Genomic DNA, 18,551 nt, shown 5'->3' with positions numbered 1-18,551 from the left:
CTAGATCATCCAGCTAGGGAGCACATCACCTCCGCCCACCCGGTCCCTCACCGCCCCTCCCGCCGGGCCTGCTCCAAAACGAACTCGATAAACGCACTGGCGGCCCGCGTGTGGTGCCGGTTCGGCATGTACAGCATGTACATCCGCGTGCCGAAGATACTCAGGCGCCATTCATCGAGCGCGGTCACCACGTCGCCGCGCCGCAAGTCGTCCATCACCACGTAGTCGGGGACGATCCCGACGCCAAGCCCCGCGAGGACGGCCTGACGTAGAAACAGGAAGTTCTCCGAGATCAGCGTCGGTTCGAGCAGCACCTCGTGCCGTTCGTCCCCAAGGTAAGCCGCCACGCGCAACTGCCGCCCCACCACCGCCGCCGTGATGACCGGCGCGGTGCGCAAATCGTCGAGCCCCGCCGGCATGCCGCGCTCGGCCGCATAGGCAGGCGACGCGCACGCGACATACCGCACCGCCCCCATGTCCCGCGCGACCAGGTTCTGCGGCGGCTCGGACATCACGCGCACCGCAATATCGACTTCGTCGCGCATCAGGTCTTCGACGCGGTTCTCGAACATCACGTCGAGCACGATCCCGGGATGCTGCCGCTTGAATTCGAGGAGCCACCCGGACATGACCAATTGCCCGTAACCGCTCGGCACGGAAAGCCGCACCCGGCCCTGCAAGGTCGATCCCAGCGTAGCGACCGATTCCTGCGCGGCGAGCAGTTCGTTGCGGATCGCACGCCCGTGCTCGTAAAGCCGCAGGCCGGCTTCGGTCGGCTCCACGCGCCGTGTCGTGCGCCGCACGAGTTGCAGCCCGAGCGAGCGCTCGAACTGATTGAGGTGGTAGCTGACGTTCGCCCGCGTCATCTTCAGGCGCCGCGCGGCCTCGCTGAGGTTGCCGGCCTCCAGGATCTCGACGAGCAAGGACAGCGAATTCAGGTCCATCGAGTTTTTGTGTCAAAGGAATTTTGACAGTCTGTCAACCAGAACCTGGATTGTCAATCGCGCCTAGTCACTCGACAATCGACCCTAAACGAGGCCCACGCGCCAATGCGCACACCCAGGCCGCAGCACCCCGCAGCGGGCCGCCCCGTCAATGCGACACGAGCCAAGACACGTACGGAGACAACACGATGCCTGACACCCCTCTTAGCCCCAGCAGTTCCGCCCCCGCCGTCACGCGCACGATGCACGGCAAGGTCCTGCTCGTCGAAATCGACAATCCGCCCGTCAACGCGCTCGGCGTCGAGGTGCGGCGCGGCCTGCTCGCCGCGATCGAAGCCGCCGACGCCGACGCGGGCGTCGCCGCCGTGCTGATCGCCGGCGCGGGGCGCAACTTCATCGCGGGCGCCGACATCCGCGAGTTCGGCAAGCCGCCGCTGCCGCCTTCGCTGCCGGAGGTCTGCAACCGCATCGAGGCGTGCCGCAAGCCGGTCGTCGCCGCGATCCACGGTGCCGCGCTCGGCGGCGGTCTCGAGATCGCGCTGGCCGCGCACTACCGGCTCGCCGTCGCGAACGCGAAGCTCGGGCTGCCCGAAGTGCAGCTCGGCCTGATGCCCGGCGCGGGCGGCACGCAGCGCGCGCCGCGCCTGATCGGCGCGGCCGCCGCGCTCGATCTGATGCTCTCCGGACGCCATGCGAGCGGGACGGAAGCGGCGCAGCTCGGGCTCGTCGACCGTCTCGCGCAGAGCGAAGACATCCTCGCCGAAGGCCTCGCCTACACGCAGGAACTGCTCGCGTCGCATGCGAGCGTGCGCCCCACGCGCGCGGCCGCCGCGCTCGCCGACCGCGAGGCGAGCCGTGCCGCCGTCCACGCCGCGCGCAAGGACACCGAGCGCAAGTCGCGCGGCCTCTTCTCGCCGCTGAAAATCGTCGAAGCCGCCGAAGCCGCGCTCGACCTGCCGTTCGATCAAGGCCTCGCGCTCGAACGCAAGCTGTTCCTGCAATGCATCGACAGTCCGCAGCGCGCGGGCTTGATCCACGCGTTCTTCGCCGAGCGCGAAGTCGCCAAGGCGCCCGAAACGCGCAGCGCGGCGCCGCGTGAGATCGCGCGCGTCGGCTTGATCGGCGGCGGCACGATGGGCGCGGGCATCGCGGTCGCCGTGCTCGATGCGGGCCTGCCCGTCACGATGATCGAACGCGACGACGAGGCGCTTTCGCGAGGCCGCGCGCATGTCGAGCGCGTCTACGACGGACTTGTCGCCAAAGGCCGCATGAGCGCCGGCGCGAAAGCCGCCGTGATGGCGCGCTTTGCCGGCAGCACGGCGTATGACGCGCTCTCTTCAGCCGATCTCGTGATCGAGGCAGTGTTCGAAGACATGGCGGTCAAGCAAGCCGTGTTCGCCGAACTGGACCGCGTCTGCAAGCCGCAAGCCGTGCTCGCGACCAACACCTCCTATCTGGACATCGACGAGATCGCGGCCAGCGTGTCGCGCGCCTCCGACGTGATCGGCCTGCACTTCTTCTCGCCGGCCAACATCATGAGGCTGCTCGAAGTCGTGGTGCCGGCGAAGGTCAGCGCGGATGTCGTCGCCACGGCGTTCGAGCTCGCGAAGAAACTGCGCAAGGTGCCCGTGCGCGCGGGCGTCTGCGACGGCTTCATCGGCAACCGGATTCTGGCGGTCTACCGGACGGCGGCCGATTACCTCATGGAAGACGGCGCCTCGCCGTATCAGATCGACAGCGCGATGCGCAACTTCGGCTATCCGATGGGCCCGTACCAGGTGGTCGATCTCGCGGGCGGCGACATCGGCTGGGCCGCGAGAAAGCGCCGCGCCCCGGCGCGCAATCCGCAAGCGCGCTACGTCGAGATCGCCGACCGCCTCTGCGAGCGCGGCTGGTTCGGCCAGAAGACCCGGCGCGGCTTCTACCTGTACCCCGAGGGCGCGCGCACCGGCATGCCCGATCCCGAAGTCGAAGCGATCATCGACGCCGAGCGCGCACGCGCCGGCGCCGTACCGCGCAGCTTCACCGACGGCAAGATCGTGCGCCGCCTGATGGCCGCCGTCATCAACGAAGGCGCGAACGTGGTTCGCGAAGGGATCGCGTTGAGACCGCTCGACGTCGACATGACGCTGCTCCACGGCTACGGTTTTCCGCGCTATCGCGGCGGCCCGATGAAATACGCGGACACGGTGGGACTCGCGACGGTACTCGCCGACCTGCGCGCCTTCGAGAAGGAAGACCCGCTGTTCTGGAAGCCGTCGCCGCTTCTCGCCGAACTCGTCGAGCGCGGCGCGGATTTCGCGAGCCTCAATCAGCACGCGGGCTGATCCGCTCTGCCCGTCGTCTGCTGCAAGCGCCGCGTGCCGCGCGTTTTCGCGCGCGCATCGCACGCGGCCCTTCACCGAACCCGAATGAAGGTCACGCCATGGATCTGAATTTCACTCCCGAAGAAGAAGCGTTTCGCGCCGACGTGCAGCGTTTCCTGCACGACAAGCTGCCCGAGCGCATTTCGAGCCAAGTCAAGAACGGCAAGCGCCTGACGCGCGAGGACATGACGCAGTGGCACGCGATCCTCAACGAGCGCGGCTGGCTCGCGAGCCACTGGCCGGTCGAACACGGCGGCCCGGGCTGGAGCGCGGTGCAGAAGTTCATCTTCGACAACGAATGCGCGCTCGCCGGCGCGCCGCGCATCGTGCCGTTCGGCGTCAACATGCTCGGCCCCGTGCTCATCAAGTACGCCAGCGAAGCGCAAAAGCGCCACTGGCTGCCGCGCATTCTCGACGGCTCGGACTGGTGGTGCCAGGGCTATTCGGAGCCGGGCGCGGGGTCCGATCTGGCGTCGGTCAGAACGACGGCCGTGCGCGGCAGGGATGACCAGGGCGCCCACTACCTCGTCAACGGCCAGAAGACGTGGACCACGCTCGGCCACTACGCGAACATGATCTTCTGCCTCGTGCGCACTGCGACCGACGTACGCAAGCAAGAAGGCATCAGCTTCCTCTTGATCGACATGAAGACGCCGGGCGTCGAGGTGCGCCCGATCATCACGCTCGACGGCGAGCACGAGGTCAACGAGGTGTTCTTCACCGACGTGCGCGTGCCCGCGGAAAACCTGATCGGCGAGGAGAACAAAGGCTGGACGTACGCGAAATACCTGCTCACGTACGAGCGCACGAACATCGCGGGCGTGGGCTTTTCGGTGGCGGCGCTCGAGCGCCTGCAGCGCATCGCCGCGTCGCAGACGAAGAACGGCAAGCCGCTCGCGGACGATCCGCTGTTCGCGGCGCGTCTGGCACGCGTGCAGATCGATCTCGAGAACATGAAGACCACCAACCTGCGCACGATCGCTTTGGCGGCCGGCGGCGGCGCTCCGGGCGCGCAAAGCTCGATGCTGAAGATCCGCGGCACCGAGATCCGTCAGGAAATCGCTTCGCTCACGCGCCGCGCGATGGGTCCGCACGCGCAGCCGTTCGTCGAGGACGCACTCGACGCCGGCTACACCGGCGAGCCGATCGGCCCGCTCGACGCCGCGAGCGCCGCGTCGAGCTATTTCAACAACCTCAAGCTGTCGATCTTCGGCGGCTCCAACGAAATCCAGAAGAACATCATCGCCAAGATGATTCTTGGACTGTGAGGGAACAGAGGCCATGAACTTCCAGCACTCCGAAGACCGCCGCATGCTCGCGGATACGCTCGACCGTTTCATTGCCGGCGAATACGGGTTCGAGACGCGCAACAAGCTCGCCGGCTCGGAAACGGGCTATAGCCCCAGCATGTGGCGGCGTTTTGCAGAATTGGGCGCGGTCGGCGCGCTCTTTAGCGAAGCCGAGGGCGGTTTCGGCGGCGCCGCGTTCGACATTGCCGTGGTCTTCGAGAGCCTGGGGCGCGGGCTCGTCGTCGAGCCGTTTCTCGGCGCGCTGATGGCCGGGCGTGCGGTCTCCTCGGCAGGCACCGATGCGCAAAAAACGCGGCTTGCGGGCTTGATCGACGGCAGCGCGGTCGCCGCGTTCGCGCATGGCGAGCCGGGCGCGCACTACGAACCGTCGCGCGTCGTCACCCGTGCGGCTCGCGCCGGCGGCGGCTGGGTGCTCTCGGGCGCGAAAGCCGTCGTGCCGCACGGCGAGCACGCGGACTTCTTCGTCGTGTCGGCGCGCACGGGCGGCGCCGTGGACGATGAAGCCGGCATCTCGCTCTTCATCGTGCCGCGCGATGCACCGGGCCTTTCCTTGCGCGGCTATCCGCTGATCGACGGCGGGCGCGCCGCCGAGCTCACGCTTGCCGGCACGCCGCTCGGCGCCGATGCCTTGCTCGACAGCGAAGGCGCCGGCTTCCGAACGCTGGAATCCGCGCTCGGCTTCGGCGTGCTCGCGTTGTGCGCGGAAGCGCTCGGCGCGATGGACGTCGCGCAGCGCGACACGCTCGACTATCTGCGCACCCGCAAGCAATTCGGCGTGCCGATCGGCAGCTTCCAGGCGTTGCAGCACCGCATGGCCGATGTCGCGCTCGAAATCGAACAGGCGCGCTCGGCGGTGATCAACGCGGCCGCCGCGCTCGATGCCGGGCGCCTCGTCCGCGAACGTGCGCTGTCGGCGGCGAAGGTCACGATCGGCCGCGTCGGCGCGCTCGTCGCGACCGAAGCCGTGCAGCTGCACGGCGCCGTCGGCATGACATGGGAGCTGCCGCTCGCCCACTACGCGAAGCGTCTCGTGATGATCGACCATCAGCTCGGCGACGAGGATCATCATCTCGCGCGCTATATCGCACTTTCAAAACAATGAACGCTCGCAGGGACGACAAATCGACGGCAGCCAACCACAAAGTCTGAAGTTGGAGAGCGCCTATCGCAATGAAGATCGGCGGACGCGCCGATAAAGCGCCAATAAAAAGAGCCTGGAAACGCGAGTTCCCAGGCTTGAAGACCACCAACGAAAATGATGGTGGAGGAGACAACGTCCTCTCGATGCGTCGCCGCGGCATCTCGCGCGGCAACGCCCGGAAATCGTCTTCAGATGGCCCAGCCTCCGAAGTAGAAGGCCACCAGAACCGCAGCAATCGCCACCGTGCCGACGTTGAGCTTGCGGAACTCGCCGCTCACCACGCGTCCGATCACGAGCGTCGAGAAGCCGAGCATGATGCCCGTCACGATGTTGGCGGTCAGCACGATGAACACCGCGCAAACGAGACCGGACATCGCGTCGACCATGTCGTCCATGTGCAGCTTGCTCACGCTGGAGAGCATCATGAGGCCGACGTACATCAGCGCCGGCGCGGTCGCATACGACGGCACAAGACCCGCGAGCGGCGAAAAGAACATCACGACCAGGAACAGCAGGCCGACCACCGCCGCCGCGAGGCCCGTCTTCGCACCGGCGGCCACGCCGACTGTCGATTCGATGTAGGCCGCAGCCGGTGCGCCGCCGAGGAAGCCGGAGAAGATCGAGCTCAGCGAATCCGCGGTCAGCGCGCGTCCGCCGTTGATGATGCGGCCGTTCTCGTCGAGCTGGCCCGCCTGCCCCGCCACCGCGCGGATCGTGCCGGTCGCGTCGAACACGGCGGTCATCACGAGCGCCAGGACGCTCGGCAGCACCGCGAGCGAGAGCGCACCCTTGATGTCCATCGCGCCGATCAGCGACGCATGGCCCGGCGCGGAGAGCGACGGCAGCGCGAAGATGCCGTGGAACTTCACGTCCGGATCGAACGCGACGCCGGCCGCCGAAATCGCGATCACCACGAGCAGGATCGAGCCCGGCACACGGCGCTTGACCAAACCGAAGATCGCCGCGAGGCCGATCACCGACATGATCACGGGGAACGACGTGATATGCCCGAGCGACACCGGCAGGCCGGCGCCCGGGTTCTTGACGACGAGACCGACGTCGTTCGACGCGATCAACAGCAAGAACAAGCCGATGCCGATCCCGGTGCCGTGCGCCACGCCCGCGGGCAGATTGCGCAGAATCCACGAGCGCACGCCGGTGACGGAAATGCCCGTGAACACGAGCCCCATCAGGAACACGGCGCCGAGCGCCACGGTCGGATGCAGGCCCTTGCCGAGCACGAGGCCGAACGCGGTAAACGCGGTGAGCGAAATCGCGCAGCCGATCGCGATCGGCAGCTTCGCCCACAGGCCCATCAACAGCGAGCCGAAGGCCGTAGTCAGACAGACGGCGACGAACACGGCGCTCATGTCGAAACCGGCCTTGCCGAACATGCCGGGCACGACGAACACCGAATAGACCATCGCCAGAAACGTGGTGACGCCCGCGACGATTTCCTGACGCTGCGTGCTGCCGCGCGAGGAAATGCCGAAATATCGATCGATGAATCCCTTGGTGCCGAAGTCTGTTTCCGCGCCGACGCCGACGACCGGCTGCGCCTGGGTATCACTCATGAGCTTGCTCCTTTATCAGCATGCTGAAACGGCCGCTGCGGACCGTCATCAGGTTTGTCTCGAATCTAATAGCGCCCCCAGACCTGCCGCTGCGCGTCAGGCCCCCCCGAGGGGGCAATCCCCCAAGAGGACTTCCTGCGGGGCGGAAAACTTGGGGCGGCCCGGCGTTTTCTTGAGAGGCTTAGGCTTGTCAGCAACGTCTTGGGGACGGGCGAGTCGTTGTGCGTCTCGTCGTTTCAGAAGCGTCGGCTGCTTTTTTTCTTGCGCTTGTGCGACGCGCTTTTCTATCAGCCTCGTCATTTGCACTTTGCCGTAGCGAAGGTTAGGCGAACGTGACATCACGTCCCATCGGGCCAGGAGCATGCAGCGCATGTCATAGCGCTTATATCCGCGTCAAACCGGGATTCGCCGTCTCCGACCGCGTGTATACGCTTAGTGTGAATCTGTTAAGGCGGATATTTGAGCGCTGGATGAACGGGCGGATTTCAAGCCCGGCGAGGGCCGAATCTTACGATAAGCCGACAGTTGCGCCTAACGGAGGGGGAAGCGGAGAGACGGAAGCAGCGATCCCGGCGGAGGAATCGGGGGGAATGCGGGAATGGCAATGCGGCGCTTTAGCGGGCGATTGCGCGCCGGTTCGACGCGCAGACACAGCGGGACGCCCGCGTGGCGTCCCGCTGCGACCGTACTGCATCATTGGCCGAAATAGAGCGGCTTCGTGCCGCCGTTCGACACAGCCCGGGTCGCGCCCGACTGCGACGTGCCGCCAAGCGCCGGGCCATAGCCCGTCTTTACCGGCTGCGCCTGGCCGTCCGCCGCGGCAATCTTCGCTTCGACGGTCTGCACGTCGGCGGGATAGGTGAGGTTGTCGTTGGCGGTGTAGCCGGCCTTCTCCGCTTCGATAAGCTGCGCACGCACTTCGGCGCGCGTAAGCGGCGCATTCGATTGCTGCGCGAACGAAGCGAGCGGCGCGGAAAGCAGCACGGCGGCGGCAGCCACGGCAAACAGATGGGTCTTCATGATTCTTACCTCGATGGATGATTTCTGAACCGCTTCGAACGCAAAGTCCTTGGCGAACGGCTCAAGAATAGGCTCTGAAACGAGCCGTAAAAATCCCCGAGTGAACAAGAGACCATTTCATCAAGTGTAAGAATGTCCGCCCCGCGCGATTCGTGCGGCAAGGCCGCCTCGTCAGCTCGGCAACCCCGGGGTGTTCACGCCGAACGTCTGCAGCACGAGAATGACGTTCAACGCCAAAACGCCGGCCGCGGCGACACTCGCCGTCACCGCCAGCAACACCGAGTTGGTGTGCTCGCCCATCACGCTGCGCCGGCAGCTGAACCAAACCAGGGTCGCCATCGGAAACGGCAGCGCCAGACTCAGCACGACTTGGCTGATGACGAGCGCGCGCGTCGCGTCCACGCCCATCGCCACGACCACGACGCTCGGCACCATCGTGATGACGCGTCGCAGCCAGAGCGGAATCTGAAAGCCGACGAAGCCCTGCATGATCATCTGCCCCGCCATGGTCCCGACGACCGAGCTCGAAATGCCCGATGCGATCAGCGCGAGCAGGAAGATTCCGGCCGCGCCGATGCCAAGCAGCGGCGCGAGCGTGTGATAAGCGGTCTGGATCTCGGCGACGTCCGGATGGCCCGCATGAAACGCGGCCGACGCCATGATCACCATCGCCATGTTGATGAGCCCCGCCACCGTCAGTGCGATGACGACTTCGATGTCGGAGAACTTCACGAGCGTGCGTTGCTCGTCGGGCGTGTAAGCGATCGCGCGGCTTTGCGTGAGGCCCGAGTGCAGGAACAGGGCGTGCGGCATCACGGTCGCGCCGATGATGCCGACCGCGATCATCACCGCGTCCGCGTCGGGCAGATGGAGCGAGAACATGCCGCCGAATACGCCGTGCCACGCCACGTTCGTGATGAACAGCTCGGCGACATACGAGAGCCCGATGATGCCGACCAGCGCGCCGATCGCAAGCTCGAGCGGCCGGAAGCCCGCCTTCTCGAACAGCAGCAGCACATAGGTGACGATTGCCGTGACGATCATGCCGGCGGCGAGCGGCACGTGAAACAGCAGCGACAGGCCGATCGCGCCGCCGAGGAACTCGGCCAGATCGGTCGCCATCGCGGCGATCTCGCTCACGCCCCACATCAGCAGCACGAGCGGCATCGGGAAATATGCGCGGCACAGTTCGGCGAGGTTCTTGCCGGTGACGATGCCGAGCTTCGCCGAGAGCGCCTGGAACAGCATCGCGACGACGTTCGCCAGCAGCACGACCCACAGGAGCGCATAGCCGTAGCGCGCGCCGGCCTGGATGTTGGTCGCGAAGTTACCCGGGTCCATGTAGGCCACCGACACGACCACCGCCGGGCCCGCCAGCGGCACGATCATCGACAGGCCCTTGCGGCGCCCTTCCAGCACTTCCCGAATCGCGAGCTTCGTGCGCCCCGTTATCGTCGAGGGCGCCGTGTCGTCGCGAACGCGTCCATCCATCCTTCGCCTCGCGCGGTTGGAGAGCGGCATGCCGGGCGGATTCCGCGTGAATCCGTCCTCGCCGCATCGCGGATCTAAGAAAGCATAGCTTTTGCCGCGTTTTATTTCGCGGCTCGCACGCGCGCGGCGGACGCTATGACCGCTCGCCGATCTTGTCGAGCGAGATCCCCAGTTCAGCCGCCATGTGCTCGACGAGCGCCTGAAGCCGCCCCACTTCGGCGGCCAGGCGCTTTTGCTCGCTTTTCAGCGCGTCGAATTCGTCGAGTGAGACTGCCAGGTCGACGACGGCGCCCGGCGCCGCATCGCCCGCGCCCGCGGGCACGCTCGCCTCGCCGCACAGCAGATGCGCCCAGCGGCTTTCGCGTTCGCCGAGCGCGCGCGGCAACTTGACGACGAGCGGCGGATCGCGCTCTCCGAGTTCCTCCAGAAACGCCTCGGCCGACGACGCATCGGCAAACGCATGCAGACGCGCGGAGTTGAGCCGCAGCTCGGCCGCGGTCTGCGGACCGCGCAGCATCAGCACCGTCAGTAACGCGCCGGCCTGGCTCGGAATGCCGAGCACGCGGTTCAGGTTGTGCTCGAAGCGCGGCACGCGGCTGCTGCTGCCTTCGAAGACCAGGCTCAGGTGCTTGAGATCCTCGATTGCGTTGAGCACCTCGGCTTCGGTCGCGTTCATCACCGGAGCGCGCGCGGTCTTCTGGTTGCAGCCTGAAGTCAGCGCGTTGAGCGAGAGCGGGTACGTGTCCGGCACCGTGTGCTGCTTTTCGACCAGCACGCCCAGCACGCGAGCCTCCAGCGGGCTCAGGATGCGAATGGGTCGCGGCGGGGAAACTTCGGGAGTGGAGTTCATATGTGGTGGGGGTGCGTGGGTTTTTGTCGGCTGGAGTTAGCGCTTCAGCGCTTACTCCAGTCTCATGCGGCGTTCATGGCGTTTGATCATACGCGCGTACGACGCGACACCACCACCGTGTGCAGCCACACCGAAGGCGTGCTGTACATGCGGCGCGCGATCCGCTTCGTGACGGCCGGCGCGCCGCTCGGGCGCGTCACGGGCATCCGGCCGGTCCGCAGCGGCGCGCTGCTCGGGGCATGAGGCCGGTGCGCCGGCGCCTGCCGGCTGCGGCGCCGGATTATGTCGGCGCGTCGGAATCGGCGCCTCGCGTGCGCGTCGCATCGGCGCCGCGGTGGGTCGTGCGGGCGTCGACGGGCGCGCCCAGCCAGACGATCCCCGCGATGAGCGGTATCGAACCGCCCGTGATCAGCAGCAGATGTTCGACGACGAAGCGATAACCGTTGCTCTGCGGATCGAGAAACGGATACGGGTACCAGCCGACCAACGCGCCGCGAACCAGCGTATAGCCGACGTAGAGGATCGGGAACAGCAGCAGCACCCACGCTTCGCGCAGGCGTATGCGCGTGCGCGGCGGCTCGATCAGCCAGTCCGCCACCATCGCCGTCGGCATGACCCTATGCAGCACCCAGTTGTTGAACGTGGGCGTCGCGTGCGTCACCGCGTCGATCGGCGCGAGCAGCAGCGCGTAGACGATGCCGGTCACGAGCAAGTAGACCGTCGCAGCCGCGCGCAACCTATCGACCGTGCGCGACGCGGGCCTCCCGTTCCTGACTACGCCTGCCAGCAGCACCGCCGACGCAAACAGATTGCTGATGTTCGTGAAATAGCTGAAATAATTGGAAAGCGCGAAGGCAGGGTTGCCCCATTTGGCGACGATGCCGTTGACGATGGCCGCCCAAATGAACAGGACGCAGACGAGACGACCGCTCGAAATCAGCACGCGCATGGGAGGGACAAGACGAATGGGCTCGTGCGCATTATCCCCGAAAGTCTCTTTCGAAAAATCGATCGAGCCGGGTCACGAACTCGACGGCGACGCCCGGACCGAGCGCGACGAACAGCTGCAGCTCGCCGGTGAGCGGCACCTCGGCGGCTTCAAACGGAACGCGGTTCGCGTGCAGGCGACCGAGCAGCGCGCGCCACTCGCTGCCATCGTCGACACGAAACGCAACATGATCGATGCGCGGCGCGGCTCTGCCTTCGAGCGACGGCACGGTCGCTTCGACGAGGTGAATGACGGGCCGCCCATCGGCGTAGAGCCAATGGCCGCCGACGCCGAACGGCGGCCGGCAGCCGTCGGTCAGGCCCGCGACCGCGCAAAAGAAATGCCGCGCGGCTTCGAGATCCTGGGTAACGATCGTGGCGTGATCGAGCTTCATGATGTTGCAGTGACTGTCGATGTCCGCATTCTGCATACCACGCTGTCGCTTGATAATTGGCGTAGGCTTTGAATCAATTTCAAACGAAACGGAAATATCGTGGACAACCTTGGCGACATCCGGCTCTTCGTAGAAGCGGCGAACCTCGGTGGACTTTCGGCGGCAGGCCGCAAGCTCGGTCTTTCCCCCGCCGCGGCGAGCGCGCGGCTCGTGAAACTGGAAGCCGCCCTGCACACGCGGCTCTTCGAGCGCACGACTCGCCAGTTGCGGCTCACCGAAGAAGGCAGGATGTACCTCGCGCACTGTCAGCTGGCGCTGCAAGCGCTCGACGACGCACACGCGGCACTGCAGGCCGGCAGCACCGTCGTGCGCGGCAAGGTGCGGATTTCGGCGACGTCCGACTTCGGCCGCCACGTCCTCAAGGGCTGGCTCGACGAGTTCAACCAGCACTACCCGGAAGTCACGTTCGGGCTGGTGTTGTCCGATTCGCTGGCGAATTTGTTGCAGGACGATCTCGATCTTGCAGTCCGCTTCGGCGTTCCGCCGGATAGCGCGCTCGTCGCGCGGCGCCTCGCGTCGAACCGGCGCGTGCTGTGCGCCTCGCCGGAATATCTCGCGAAACATGGAACGCCCGGACATCCGCGCGACCTCGAACGGTTCCCGTGCATCGGCACAGCCAGCGGTTTCACCAACGAGTGGCATTTCGCGCGAGGCGAAGAAATGGCCGCGTATACGGTGCCCCTGGCCGCCGCCCGCGAAACCAACGACGGCGCCGTCGCGCGCGAATGGGCCGTGGCGGGCTACGGCATCGCGATGAAGTCGATCTGGGACATCGGCGCCGACCTGCGCGCCGGCCGCTTGAGCGTGGTGATGCCGGAGTGGCGCTCTCCCGATGCGCCCGTGCACGCGATCTATCAACGCAACCGGTATATGGCGCCGCGCGTGCGCGCGCTGCTGGACTTTCTGATCGAGCGTTTCAACACGGTGTCCGGCGAGTTGGACGCGTATTTGAATCCGCCGGCGCATGAGTCACCGAGCTAGGCAAGCCGCCGCGATCTTTCCGCAGCGGTTGAAAGTGATTCAAGATTCACGCCAATTATCAAAGCCCGGCTCGATTTGCAGAATGGAGTCACGTCGTAGCACGTCCTTCCACTCAACTCACGAATCGAGGCTTGATATGTACGACCCCCACGCTCACTATCGTTCGCTGCCCCCCGAGGGGGCGGATGCCTCCCTTGGGGCGGTCCGGCGGGAGGCATCATGAACGACCCCCAACGCATTCTCGTCGTAGGCGGCAGCTCCGGCATTGGCGCCGCAACCGCCAAGGCGTTTGCCGAACGCGGCGCGAACGTCGTCATCGCGTCGCGCAGCCAGGCAAAGCTCGACGCCGCCGCCGCGCAGATCGGCAAGCCCGTCGCGACAGCCGTGCTCGATACGACCGATGCAGCCGGCGTCGAAGCCTTCTTCGCGCAGGCCGGCACCTTCGATCACGTCGTGATCTCAGCCGCGCAAACGCCGGGCGGACCCGTGCGTCAACTGCCGCTGCCCGATGCCTACGCCGCGATGGAAAGCAAGTTCTGGGGCGCGTATCGCGTGGCGCGTGCGGCCAGGATCGCCGAAGGCGGCTCGCTGACCTTCGTGTCCGGCTTCCTGAGCGTGCGGCCAAGCAAGACGTCGGTGCTGCAAGGCGCGATCAACGCCGCCCTCGAAGCGCTGGCGCGCGGGCTGGCGCTGGAACTCTCGCCGGTGCGCGTCAACACGGTGTCGCCGGGCCTGATCGCGACGCCGCTGTGGGACAAGCTCGGCGCCGAAGCGCGCCAAGGCATGTACGACAGCGCCGCCGCCCGCCTGCCCGCATGCCGCGTCGGCCAGCCGGAAGACCTCGCCAACGCGGTCGTCTATCTGGCGACGACGCCGTATGCGACGGGCTCCACCGTGCTCGTCGACGGCGGCGGCGCGATCGCGTGACCGATCGCGTCACGTCAAGCGCAACATAGGGGCGGTCGCGCAAGCCGCCCCTGCATCTCGCTCATCCGCTTACCCGGTAGTACACTTCCCGCTCCAAGCTCTGCACCAACTTCCAAAGCGCCGCCGGTCTTTCGCGGCTATCCGACAAGCGGTGAAGTGAGGACAAGAATGGAACAGCTCGCCGGCGACTCGGGGATGCCTGGCAACGACGCCGGGCGCGATTTGGCGCAAGGCAATCGGATGTTCCTGTCGACCGTGCCGGCCGGGCCCGGCGAGCGGAGGCTCGCGCGCACGCTGATGCTCGTGAGCGTCGCCGTGTTTCTCGCCGCCGTCCCGTTCGCCAAGCGCGAGTGGCCGGTCATCTGGGCATTCGTCCCGACCTACGAATCGGCACTCGTGGTGACCGATTTGATCACCTCGATGCTGCTCCTCGGCCAGTTCTATTCGCTGAGATCCCAACGCCTCCTCGTGCTGGCCTGCGGCTATCTCTTCACCGCCGGCATGACGGTCGCGCACGCGCTCACGTTTCCCGGCCTGTTCGCGCCCGGCGGCCTGATCGGCGCGGGCCCGCAAAGCACGGCGTGGATCTACGTGTTCTGGCATGCCGGGTTTCCGCTCTTCGTGAGCGTCTATGCGCTGCTCAAGGACGAGCGCGTCGAAGGCGGCCCGCTCGCCCGGATTCCGGAAATCGCCCCGCGCCGCGCCATCCTGCTGTACGCGGCGCTCGCGCTCGCGATCGCGTTTGCCCTCGCCGCCTTGGCGACCGCGGGCCGGGCGTCGCTGCCCGACTTGCTGAACCAGGGCCGCTTCACTCCGGTGTATCGCGTGACGATCACGCTCGTCTGGGCGACGAGCCTCGCCGCGTTCCTCGTGCTGCTGCGCTTCGGCACGCGCTCGACGCTCGACATGTGGCTGCGAGTCGTCTTGTGCGCCTGGATGATCGACATCGCGCTCGCCGCGGTGCTCAACCACGGCCGCTTCGACCTCGGCTTCTACGTGGGCCGGATCTACGGTCTGCTTTCCGCGAGCTTCGTGCTGGTGGTGCTGCTCGTCGAAAGCGGGATGCTCTACGCGCGGCTCGCGGCGCTCACGCGGCGCGACCTGCAGGAACGCATGCGCGTGAAGGAACTCGAGCACCTGGGCCTGTTGTCGGCCAGCATCCAGGCCGCACGCGAAGAGGAACAGAAACGCATCGCGCGCGAGCTGCACGACGATCTCGGCCAGCGCCTGACCGCCATCAAGATCGACCTCACGATGCTCGAAACCGATCTGCAGGACCGCGCGATGTCGCCGGAATTGCGCGCGCAAGCACAGTCGATGCAGGCGCTGATCGACGAAACGGTGACTTCGGTGCGGCGCATCGCGGCCGGCCTGCGGCCCGTCGCGCTCGACGACCTCGGCCTCGTGCCGGCCCTCGAATGGCTCGCGCGCAATTTCGAAACCCGCTACGGCATCCCCGTCATGCTCGACTTCCCGAGCGGCGAGCCGAGCTTCAACCCGGCCGCCGCGACCGCGGTGTTCCGCATCGTGCAGGAAGCGCTGACGAACGTCGCGCGCCACGCGCAGGCGACCCAGGTGCACGTCGAGGCCATGCTCGTCGACGACGCGTGGCGCGTGATCGTGGCCGACGACGGCCGCGGCATCGCCGCCGACGCGCCGCGCAAGGACAAATCGTTCGGCTTGCTCGGCATTCGCGAGCGCGTGCGCCTCTTGAACGGCACGGCTGTCATCGATACCGCGCCGGGCCAGGGATTGCGCCTGACGGTCGATCTCCCCCTCGCCGCGGTCGGCGACGACAGCCCCGCGTAACCCCGCCTCTCTTTCCACACCGTCTGCCGGCTTGTAGGAAAACGCCTATAGGCATTCCTGTACGCCTACGCAAACTCAAGCCATCGCCGATTTTCATTCCCCCGGCCGTGACCAATACTTCGGTCACAAATTGTCATACCTGAGAAACGCAGTCCGCACACCGCCGGGGGATTCGCCATGACATGCCTGTACTACACGAACGACGCCATCCAAGAGCATCACCACGCCAGCCGCCAGCAAGCGCCCGCCGGCGCGGCCGCGCCTAAGCCGGCCGCGCCTGAGCAGCCGCTCGATGTCGTCGCCCTCGCCCGCGGCGTGGGCATGCTGGTCACGCTCGATGGCCGCATCGGCAACGCGCAATATCAAAGCGTGTTCGGGTCGCTGTCGTCGCTCGAGCGTTTCGCGCAAGCGGTGCGCGAATCCGCGGCCGCCTGAGCGGACCGCCACGGCACGCCGCCAGCCCGTCGCGGCAACACCTACCGGGGAAAATGAAATGAACGATAGCGAACACCCGCTGGACTCGATTCGAGAACTCAACTTGTCGTACATGCTCCTCGCGCAGCGGCTGTTGCGCGAAGACAAGGCGATCGGCATGTATCGCCTCGGCATCTCGGCGCAAGTCGCGGACATCCTGCAGAACCTGTCGCCCGCCCAGATCGTCAGGATCGCCGCGACGCAACAACTGCTGTGCTTTTTCCGCTTCAAGGACTACGCGATTCTCGCTTCGCTCACGCATGCGGCCAAGAACGCGGACGTGATTCCGGCGCACGCCGCTATCGTGCTGTCTGCGCAGCCCGCCGAGGTTTTCGCATGAAACCGGCCGCCGAAAACGTTGCGCACGCCGCGAAGAAGAGCGTCGCCGAAGACGCCCAGCAGGTCTTGCGCGCGATCGAGCTGATCGAACTGGGCGCGCGCATGCAGGTGCTGGAAAGCGAGCTGACGCTGCCGCGCGAGCGCATGATCCGGCTCTATCACGAACTCAAAGGCAAGGCGCCGCCGCGCGGCCTCCTGCCCTCGTCGGCCGACTGGTACATGACGTGGCTCGCGAACATCCACTCGTCGCTCTTCTATAACGCTTACCACTTCATGCGCCACGACGCGGGCGAGACCCGCCTCGACGCGCTGACCAAGGCCTACCGGGTCTACCTCGAACACTGCCGGACCACCGGCGCCGAGGTGCCGCTCGATCTGACGCGCGCCTGGACGCTCGTGCGCTTTTTCGGTGCGGACATCGTGCAGATGGTCCCGTGCAGCCGCTGCGGCGGCAAGTTCGTCGCGTACAAATACGACCTGTGCGACGGCATGGTGTGCGGCGCCTGCTGCCCGCCGCCGCGGGCCGGCAAGACCTCGAAGCGCGCCGCGGGACCTGCGTGCAATCCCTGCTCGCCAAGCGCTTTCGTATGATGGAAAATTGCTGCTCCTACGCTACCGACGCGACCGCGACACCGGATGCGATCGCGACAAAGGAGCCTTGCAATGATCCGCGTCTTGCTCGCCGACGACCACGCCCTCGTTCGCGATGGTTTGCGGCGCATCCTGCAAAGCACGTCCGAAGTGGAAGTGGTCGGCGAGGCTGCCGACGCCGCCACGGCCCTGCAGCTCGCTCGCAAGGGCGACGCCCAGGTCCTCGTGCTCGACCTGTCGATGCCCGGCCGTAACGGGCTCGAACTCCTCAAGCAGATCCACGAAGAAATCCCCGCGCTGCGCATCCTCGTGCTCACCATGCACGCCGAGGAGCAATACGCGGTGCGCGCGTTCAAGGCCGGCGCCGCGGGCTACCTGACCAAGGAAAGCGCGCCTACCGAGCTTGTCAAAGCCGTGACGAGGATCGCCTCGGGCAACGCGTACGTGAGCGTCGCGATGGCCGAGCGCTTTGCGCAGAACCTCTCCACGCCGCCCGACGATGCGCCGCATCACCGGCTGTCCGACCGCGAGTACGACGTGTTCCGGCGCCTCGTCGCCGGGGAAACGATTTCCGAAATCGCCGAGAAGCTTTGCGTGAGCGCGAAAACGGTCAGCACGTACAAGACGCGCATCCTCGAGAAGATGCAGATCCCGCACGACGCGGGGCTCGTGCGCTACGCGATCAAGAACAAGCTGTTCGAAGACGAAGAAAGCGGCGGTCTGTGATTCGGGGCGAACGGGCCGGACGTCGCGGCGAGCATCGGGGTCACCGCCGAGCGAGGCTGTAGGAATCGGCGTACAGGCGTTCCTTCCGTCCTACAGGACACTTATCCATCGCTGATTTCGCAAGCATTGCCCGCGCGCCATACTGGGTGCATGAAATCGACAAGCGCGAGCCCCCCCGTGAAAGTGTTTCTGGTAGAGGATTCCGAGATGATTCGGCGGCGCCTTCGAACGCTCGTCGGTGCGATCGACGGCGTGCTGATCGTCGGCGAAGCGGAGGACTCGGACGCGGGGCTCGACGGTATCGCCGAGGCCGCCGCGGATGTCGCGATCGTCGACTTGCATCTCGCGAAGGGCAGCGGGCTCGCGCTCTTGAGGGAGCTGGCGGAGCGCGCGCTGCCGGTGGTGTCGATCGTGGTGACCAACGAGCCGACGCCCGAATACAAGCACGAATGCCTGGCTGCGGGGGCGCAGTATTTCTTCGACAAGTCGAACGAGCTCGAGCTCGTTCGACGGACGATCAGGGGGATTGTCGAGGCGCGGGGCTAATTTCCCGCTGTCGACCTCGG

General features: G+C 66.3%; 18 protein-coding genes and 1 pseudogene. 12 read left to right on the top strand and 7 right to left on the bottom strand.

Going from position 1 to position 18,551, the window contains the following annotated elements:
- Positions 1–47: 47 nt before the first annotated feature.
- On the bottom strand, positions 48–944 hold the full coding sequence (locus J3489_RS05515) for a LysR family transcriptional regulator (RefSeq protein ID WP_206996704.1): 897 nt from the start codon (positions 942–944) through the stop codon (positions 48–50).
- A 188-nt stretch (positions 945–1,132) separates the two neighbouring features.
- On the opposite strand from J3489_RS05515, the gene J3489_RS05510 reads away from it, so the two are divergent.
- From J3489_RS05510 to J3489_RS05500, 3 genes are all read left to right on the top strand, one after another.
- Entirely contained in the window at positions 1,133–3,271 is a 2,139-nt protein-coding gene (locus tag J3489_RS05510) for a 3-hydroxyacyl-CoA dehydrogenase NAD-binding domain-containing protein (protein WP_206996703.1), read from the top strand.
- Between the two features lie 98 nt (positions 3,272–3,369).
- A complete protein-coding gene (locus tag J3489_RS05505; RefSeq protein WP_206996702.1) occupies positions 3,370–4,578 on the top strand; it encodes an acyl-CoA dehydrogenase family protein in 1,209 nt (402 codons plus the stop codon).
- A 13-nt stretch (positions 4,579–4,591) separates the two neighbouring features.
- Positions 4,592–5,722: an acyl-CoA dehydrogenase family protein gene (locus J3489_RS05500; protein WP_206996701.1), complete on the top strand. Its 1,131-nt coding sequence runs from the start codon at positions 4,592–4,594 to the stop codon at positions 5,720–5,722.
- A gap of 227 nt (positions 5,723–5,949) precedes the next feature.
- Here the strand turns inward: J3489_RS05500 and J3489_RS05495 are convergent, their stop codons facing one another.
- The 4 genes from J3489_RS05495 to J3489_RS05480 all read right to left on the bottom strand — a co-directional run bounded on the left by J3489_RS05495 (position 5,950) and on the right by J3489_RS05480 (position 10,696).
- Positions 5,950–7,335: an NCS2 family permease gene (locus J3489_RS05495; protein WP_206996700.1), complete on the bottom strand. Its 1,386-nt coding sequence runs from the start codon at positions 7,333–7,335 to the stop codon at positions 5,950–5,952.
- A 693-nt stretch (positions 7,336–8,028) separates the two neighbouring features.
- Positions 8,029–8,355: a DUF4148 domain-containing protein gene (locus J3489_RS05490; RefSeq protein ID WP_206996699.1), complete on the bottom strand. Its 327-nt coding sequence runs from the start codon at positions 8,353–8,355 to the stop codon at positions 8,029–8,031.
- 171 nt (positions 8,356–8,526) lie between these two features.
- Positions 8,527–9,846 (bottom strand): Nramp family divalent metal transporter, encoded by a 1,320-nt coding sequence (locus tag J3489_RS05485; protein ID WP_206996698.1) that lies wholly within the window; start codon positions 9,844–9,846, stop codon positions 8,527–8,529.
- 133 nt (positions 9,847–9,979) lie between these two features.
- Positions 9,980–10,696, bottom strand: coding sequence for a YceH family protein (locus tag J3489_RS05480; RefSeq protein WP_206996697.1), 717 nt, complete (start codon positions 10,694–10,696; stop codon positions 9,980–9,982).
- A gap of 105 nt (positions 10,697–10,801) precedes the next feature.
- Between J3489_RS05480 and J3489_RS05475 the strand changes: the two are divergent.
- Positions 10,802–10,939 (top strand): annotated as a pseudogene (locus J3489_RS05475) (succinylglutamate desuccinylase); the annotation flags it as partial.
- 37 nt (positions 10,940–10,976) lie between these two features.
- On the opposite strand, the gene J3489_RS05470 reads toward J3489_RS05475, so the two are convergent.
- Positions 10,977–11,645, bottom strand: coding sequence for a Pr6Pr family membrane protein (locus J3489_RS05470; protein ID WP_206996696.1), 669 nt, complete (start codon positions 11,643–11,645; stop codon positions 10,977–10,979).
- A gap of 31 nt (positions 11,646–11,676) precedes the next feature.
- The gene (locus J3489_RS05465; protein ID WP_206996945.1) at positions 11,677–12,078 is read right to left on the bottom strand and encodes a VOC family protein; all 402 of its coding nucleotides are present in this window, start codon (positions 12,076–12,078) and stop codon (positions 11,677–11,679) included.
- A gap of 99 nt (positions 12,079–12,177) precedes the next feature.
- Here J3489_RS05465 and J3489_RS05460 point away from each other — a divergent pair, with 99 nt between their 5' ends.
- The 8 genes from J3489_RS05460 (at position 12,178) to J3489_RS05425 (ending at position 18,531) form a co-directional block, all read left to right on the top strand.
- A complete protein-coding gene (locus J3489_RS05460; RefSeq protein ID WP_206996695.1) occupies positions 12,178–13,119 on the top strand; it encodes a LysR family transcriptional regulator in 942 nt (313 codons plus the stop codon).
- Positions 13,120–13,338: 219 nt separating this feature from the next.
- Complete coding sequence (locus J3489_RS05455; protein ID WP_206996694.1) at positions 13,339–14,046, top strand: SDR family oxidoreductase; 708 nt, start codon at positions 13,339–13,341, stop codon at positions 14,044–14,046.
- A gap of 168 nt (positions 14,047–14,214) precedes the next feature.
- Entirely contained in the window at positions 14,215–15,855 is a 1,641-nt protein-coding gene (locus J3489_RS05450) for a sensor histidine kinase (protein WP_242539801.1), read from the top strand.
- 177 nt (positions 15,856–16,032) lie between these two features.
- The gene (locus tag J3489_RS05445; RefSeq protein WP_206996693.1) at positions 16,033–16,290 is read left to right on the top strand and encodes a hypothetical protein; all 258 of its coding nucleotides are present in this window, start codon (positions 16,033–16,035) and stop codon (positions 16,288–16,290) included.
- Positions 16,291–16,348: 58 nt separating this feature from the next.
- On the top strand, positions 16,349–16,669 hold the full coding sequence (flhD, locus tag J3489_RS05440) for a flagellar transcriptional regulator FlhD (protein WP_206996692.1): 321 nt from the start codon (positions 16,349–16,351) through the stop codon (positions 16,667–16,669).
- On the top strand, positions 16,666–17,259 hold the full coding sequence (flhC, locus tag J3489_RS05435) for a flagellar transcriptional regulator FlhC (protein ID WP_206996691.1): 594 nt from the start codon (positions 16,666–16,668) through the stop codon (positions 17,257–17,259). The genes flhD and flhC overlap by 4 nt, the downstream gene beginning before the upstream one ends.
- A gap of 72 nt (positions 17,260–17,331) precedes the next feature.
- Entirely contained in the window at positions 17,332–17,985 is a 654-nt protein-coding gene (locus J3489_RS05430; protein ID WP_206996690.1) for a response regulator, read from the top strand.
- Between the two features lie 177 nt (positions 17,986–18,162).
- Positions 18,163–18,531, top strand: coding sequence for a response regulator (locus J3489_RS05425; RefSeq protein ID WP_309491340.1), 369 nt, complete (start codon positions 18,163–18,165; stop codon positions 18,529–18,531).
- Positions 18,532–18,551: the final 20 nt, after the last annotated feature.

The organism is Trinickia mobilis, from assembly GCF_017315705.1.
GTDB classification, from domain to species: domain Bacteria; phylum Pseudomonadota; class Gammaproteobacteria; order Burkholderiales; family Burkholderiaceae; genus Trinickia_A; species Trinickia_A mobilis.
The sequence above is the reverse complement of the archived record's forward strand: the minus strand, read 5'-3'. Positions and strand labels throughout refer to the sequence as shown.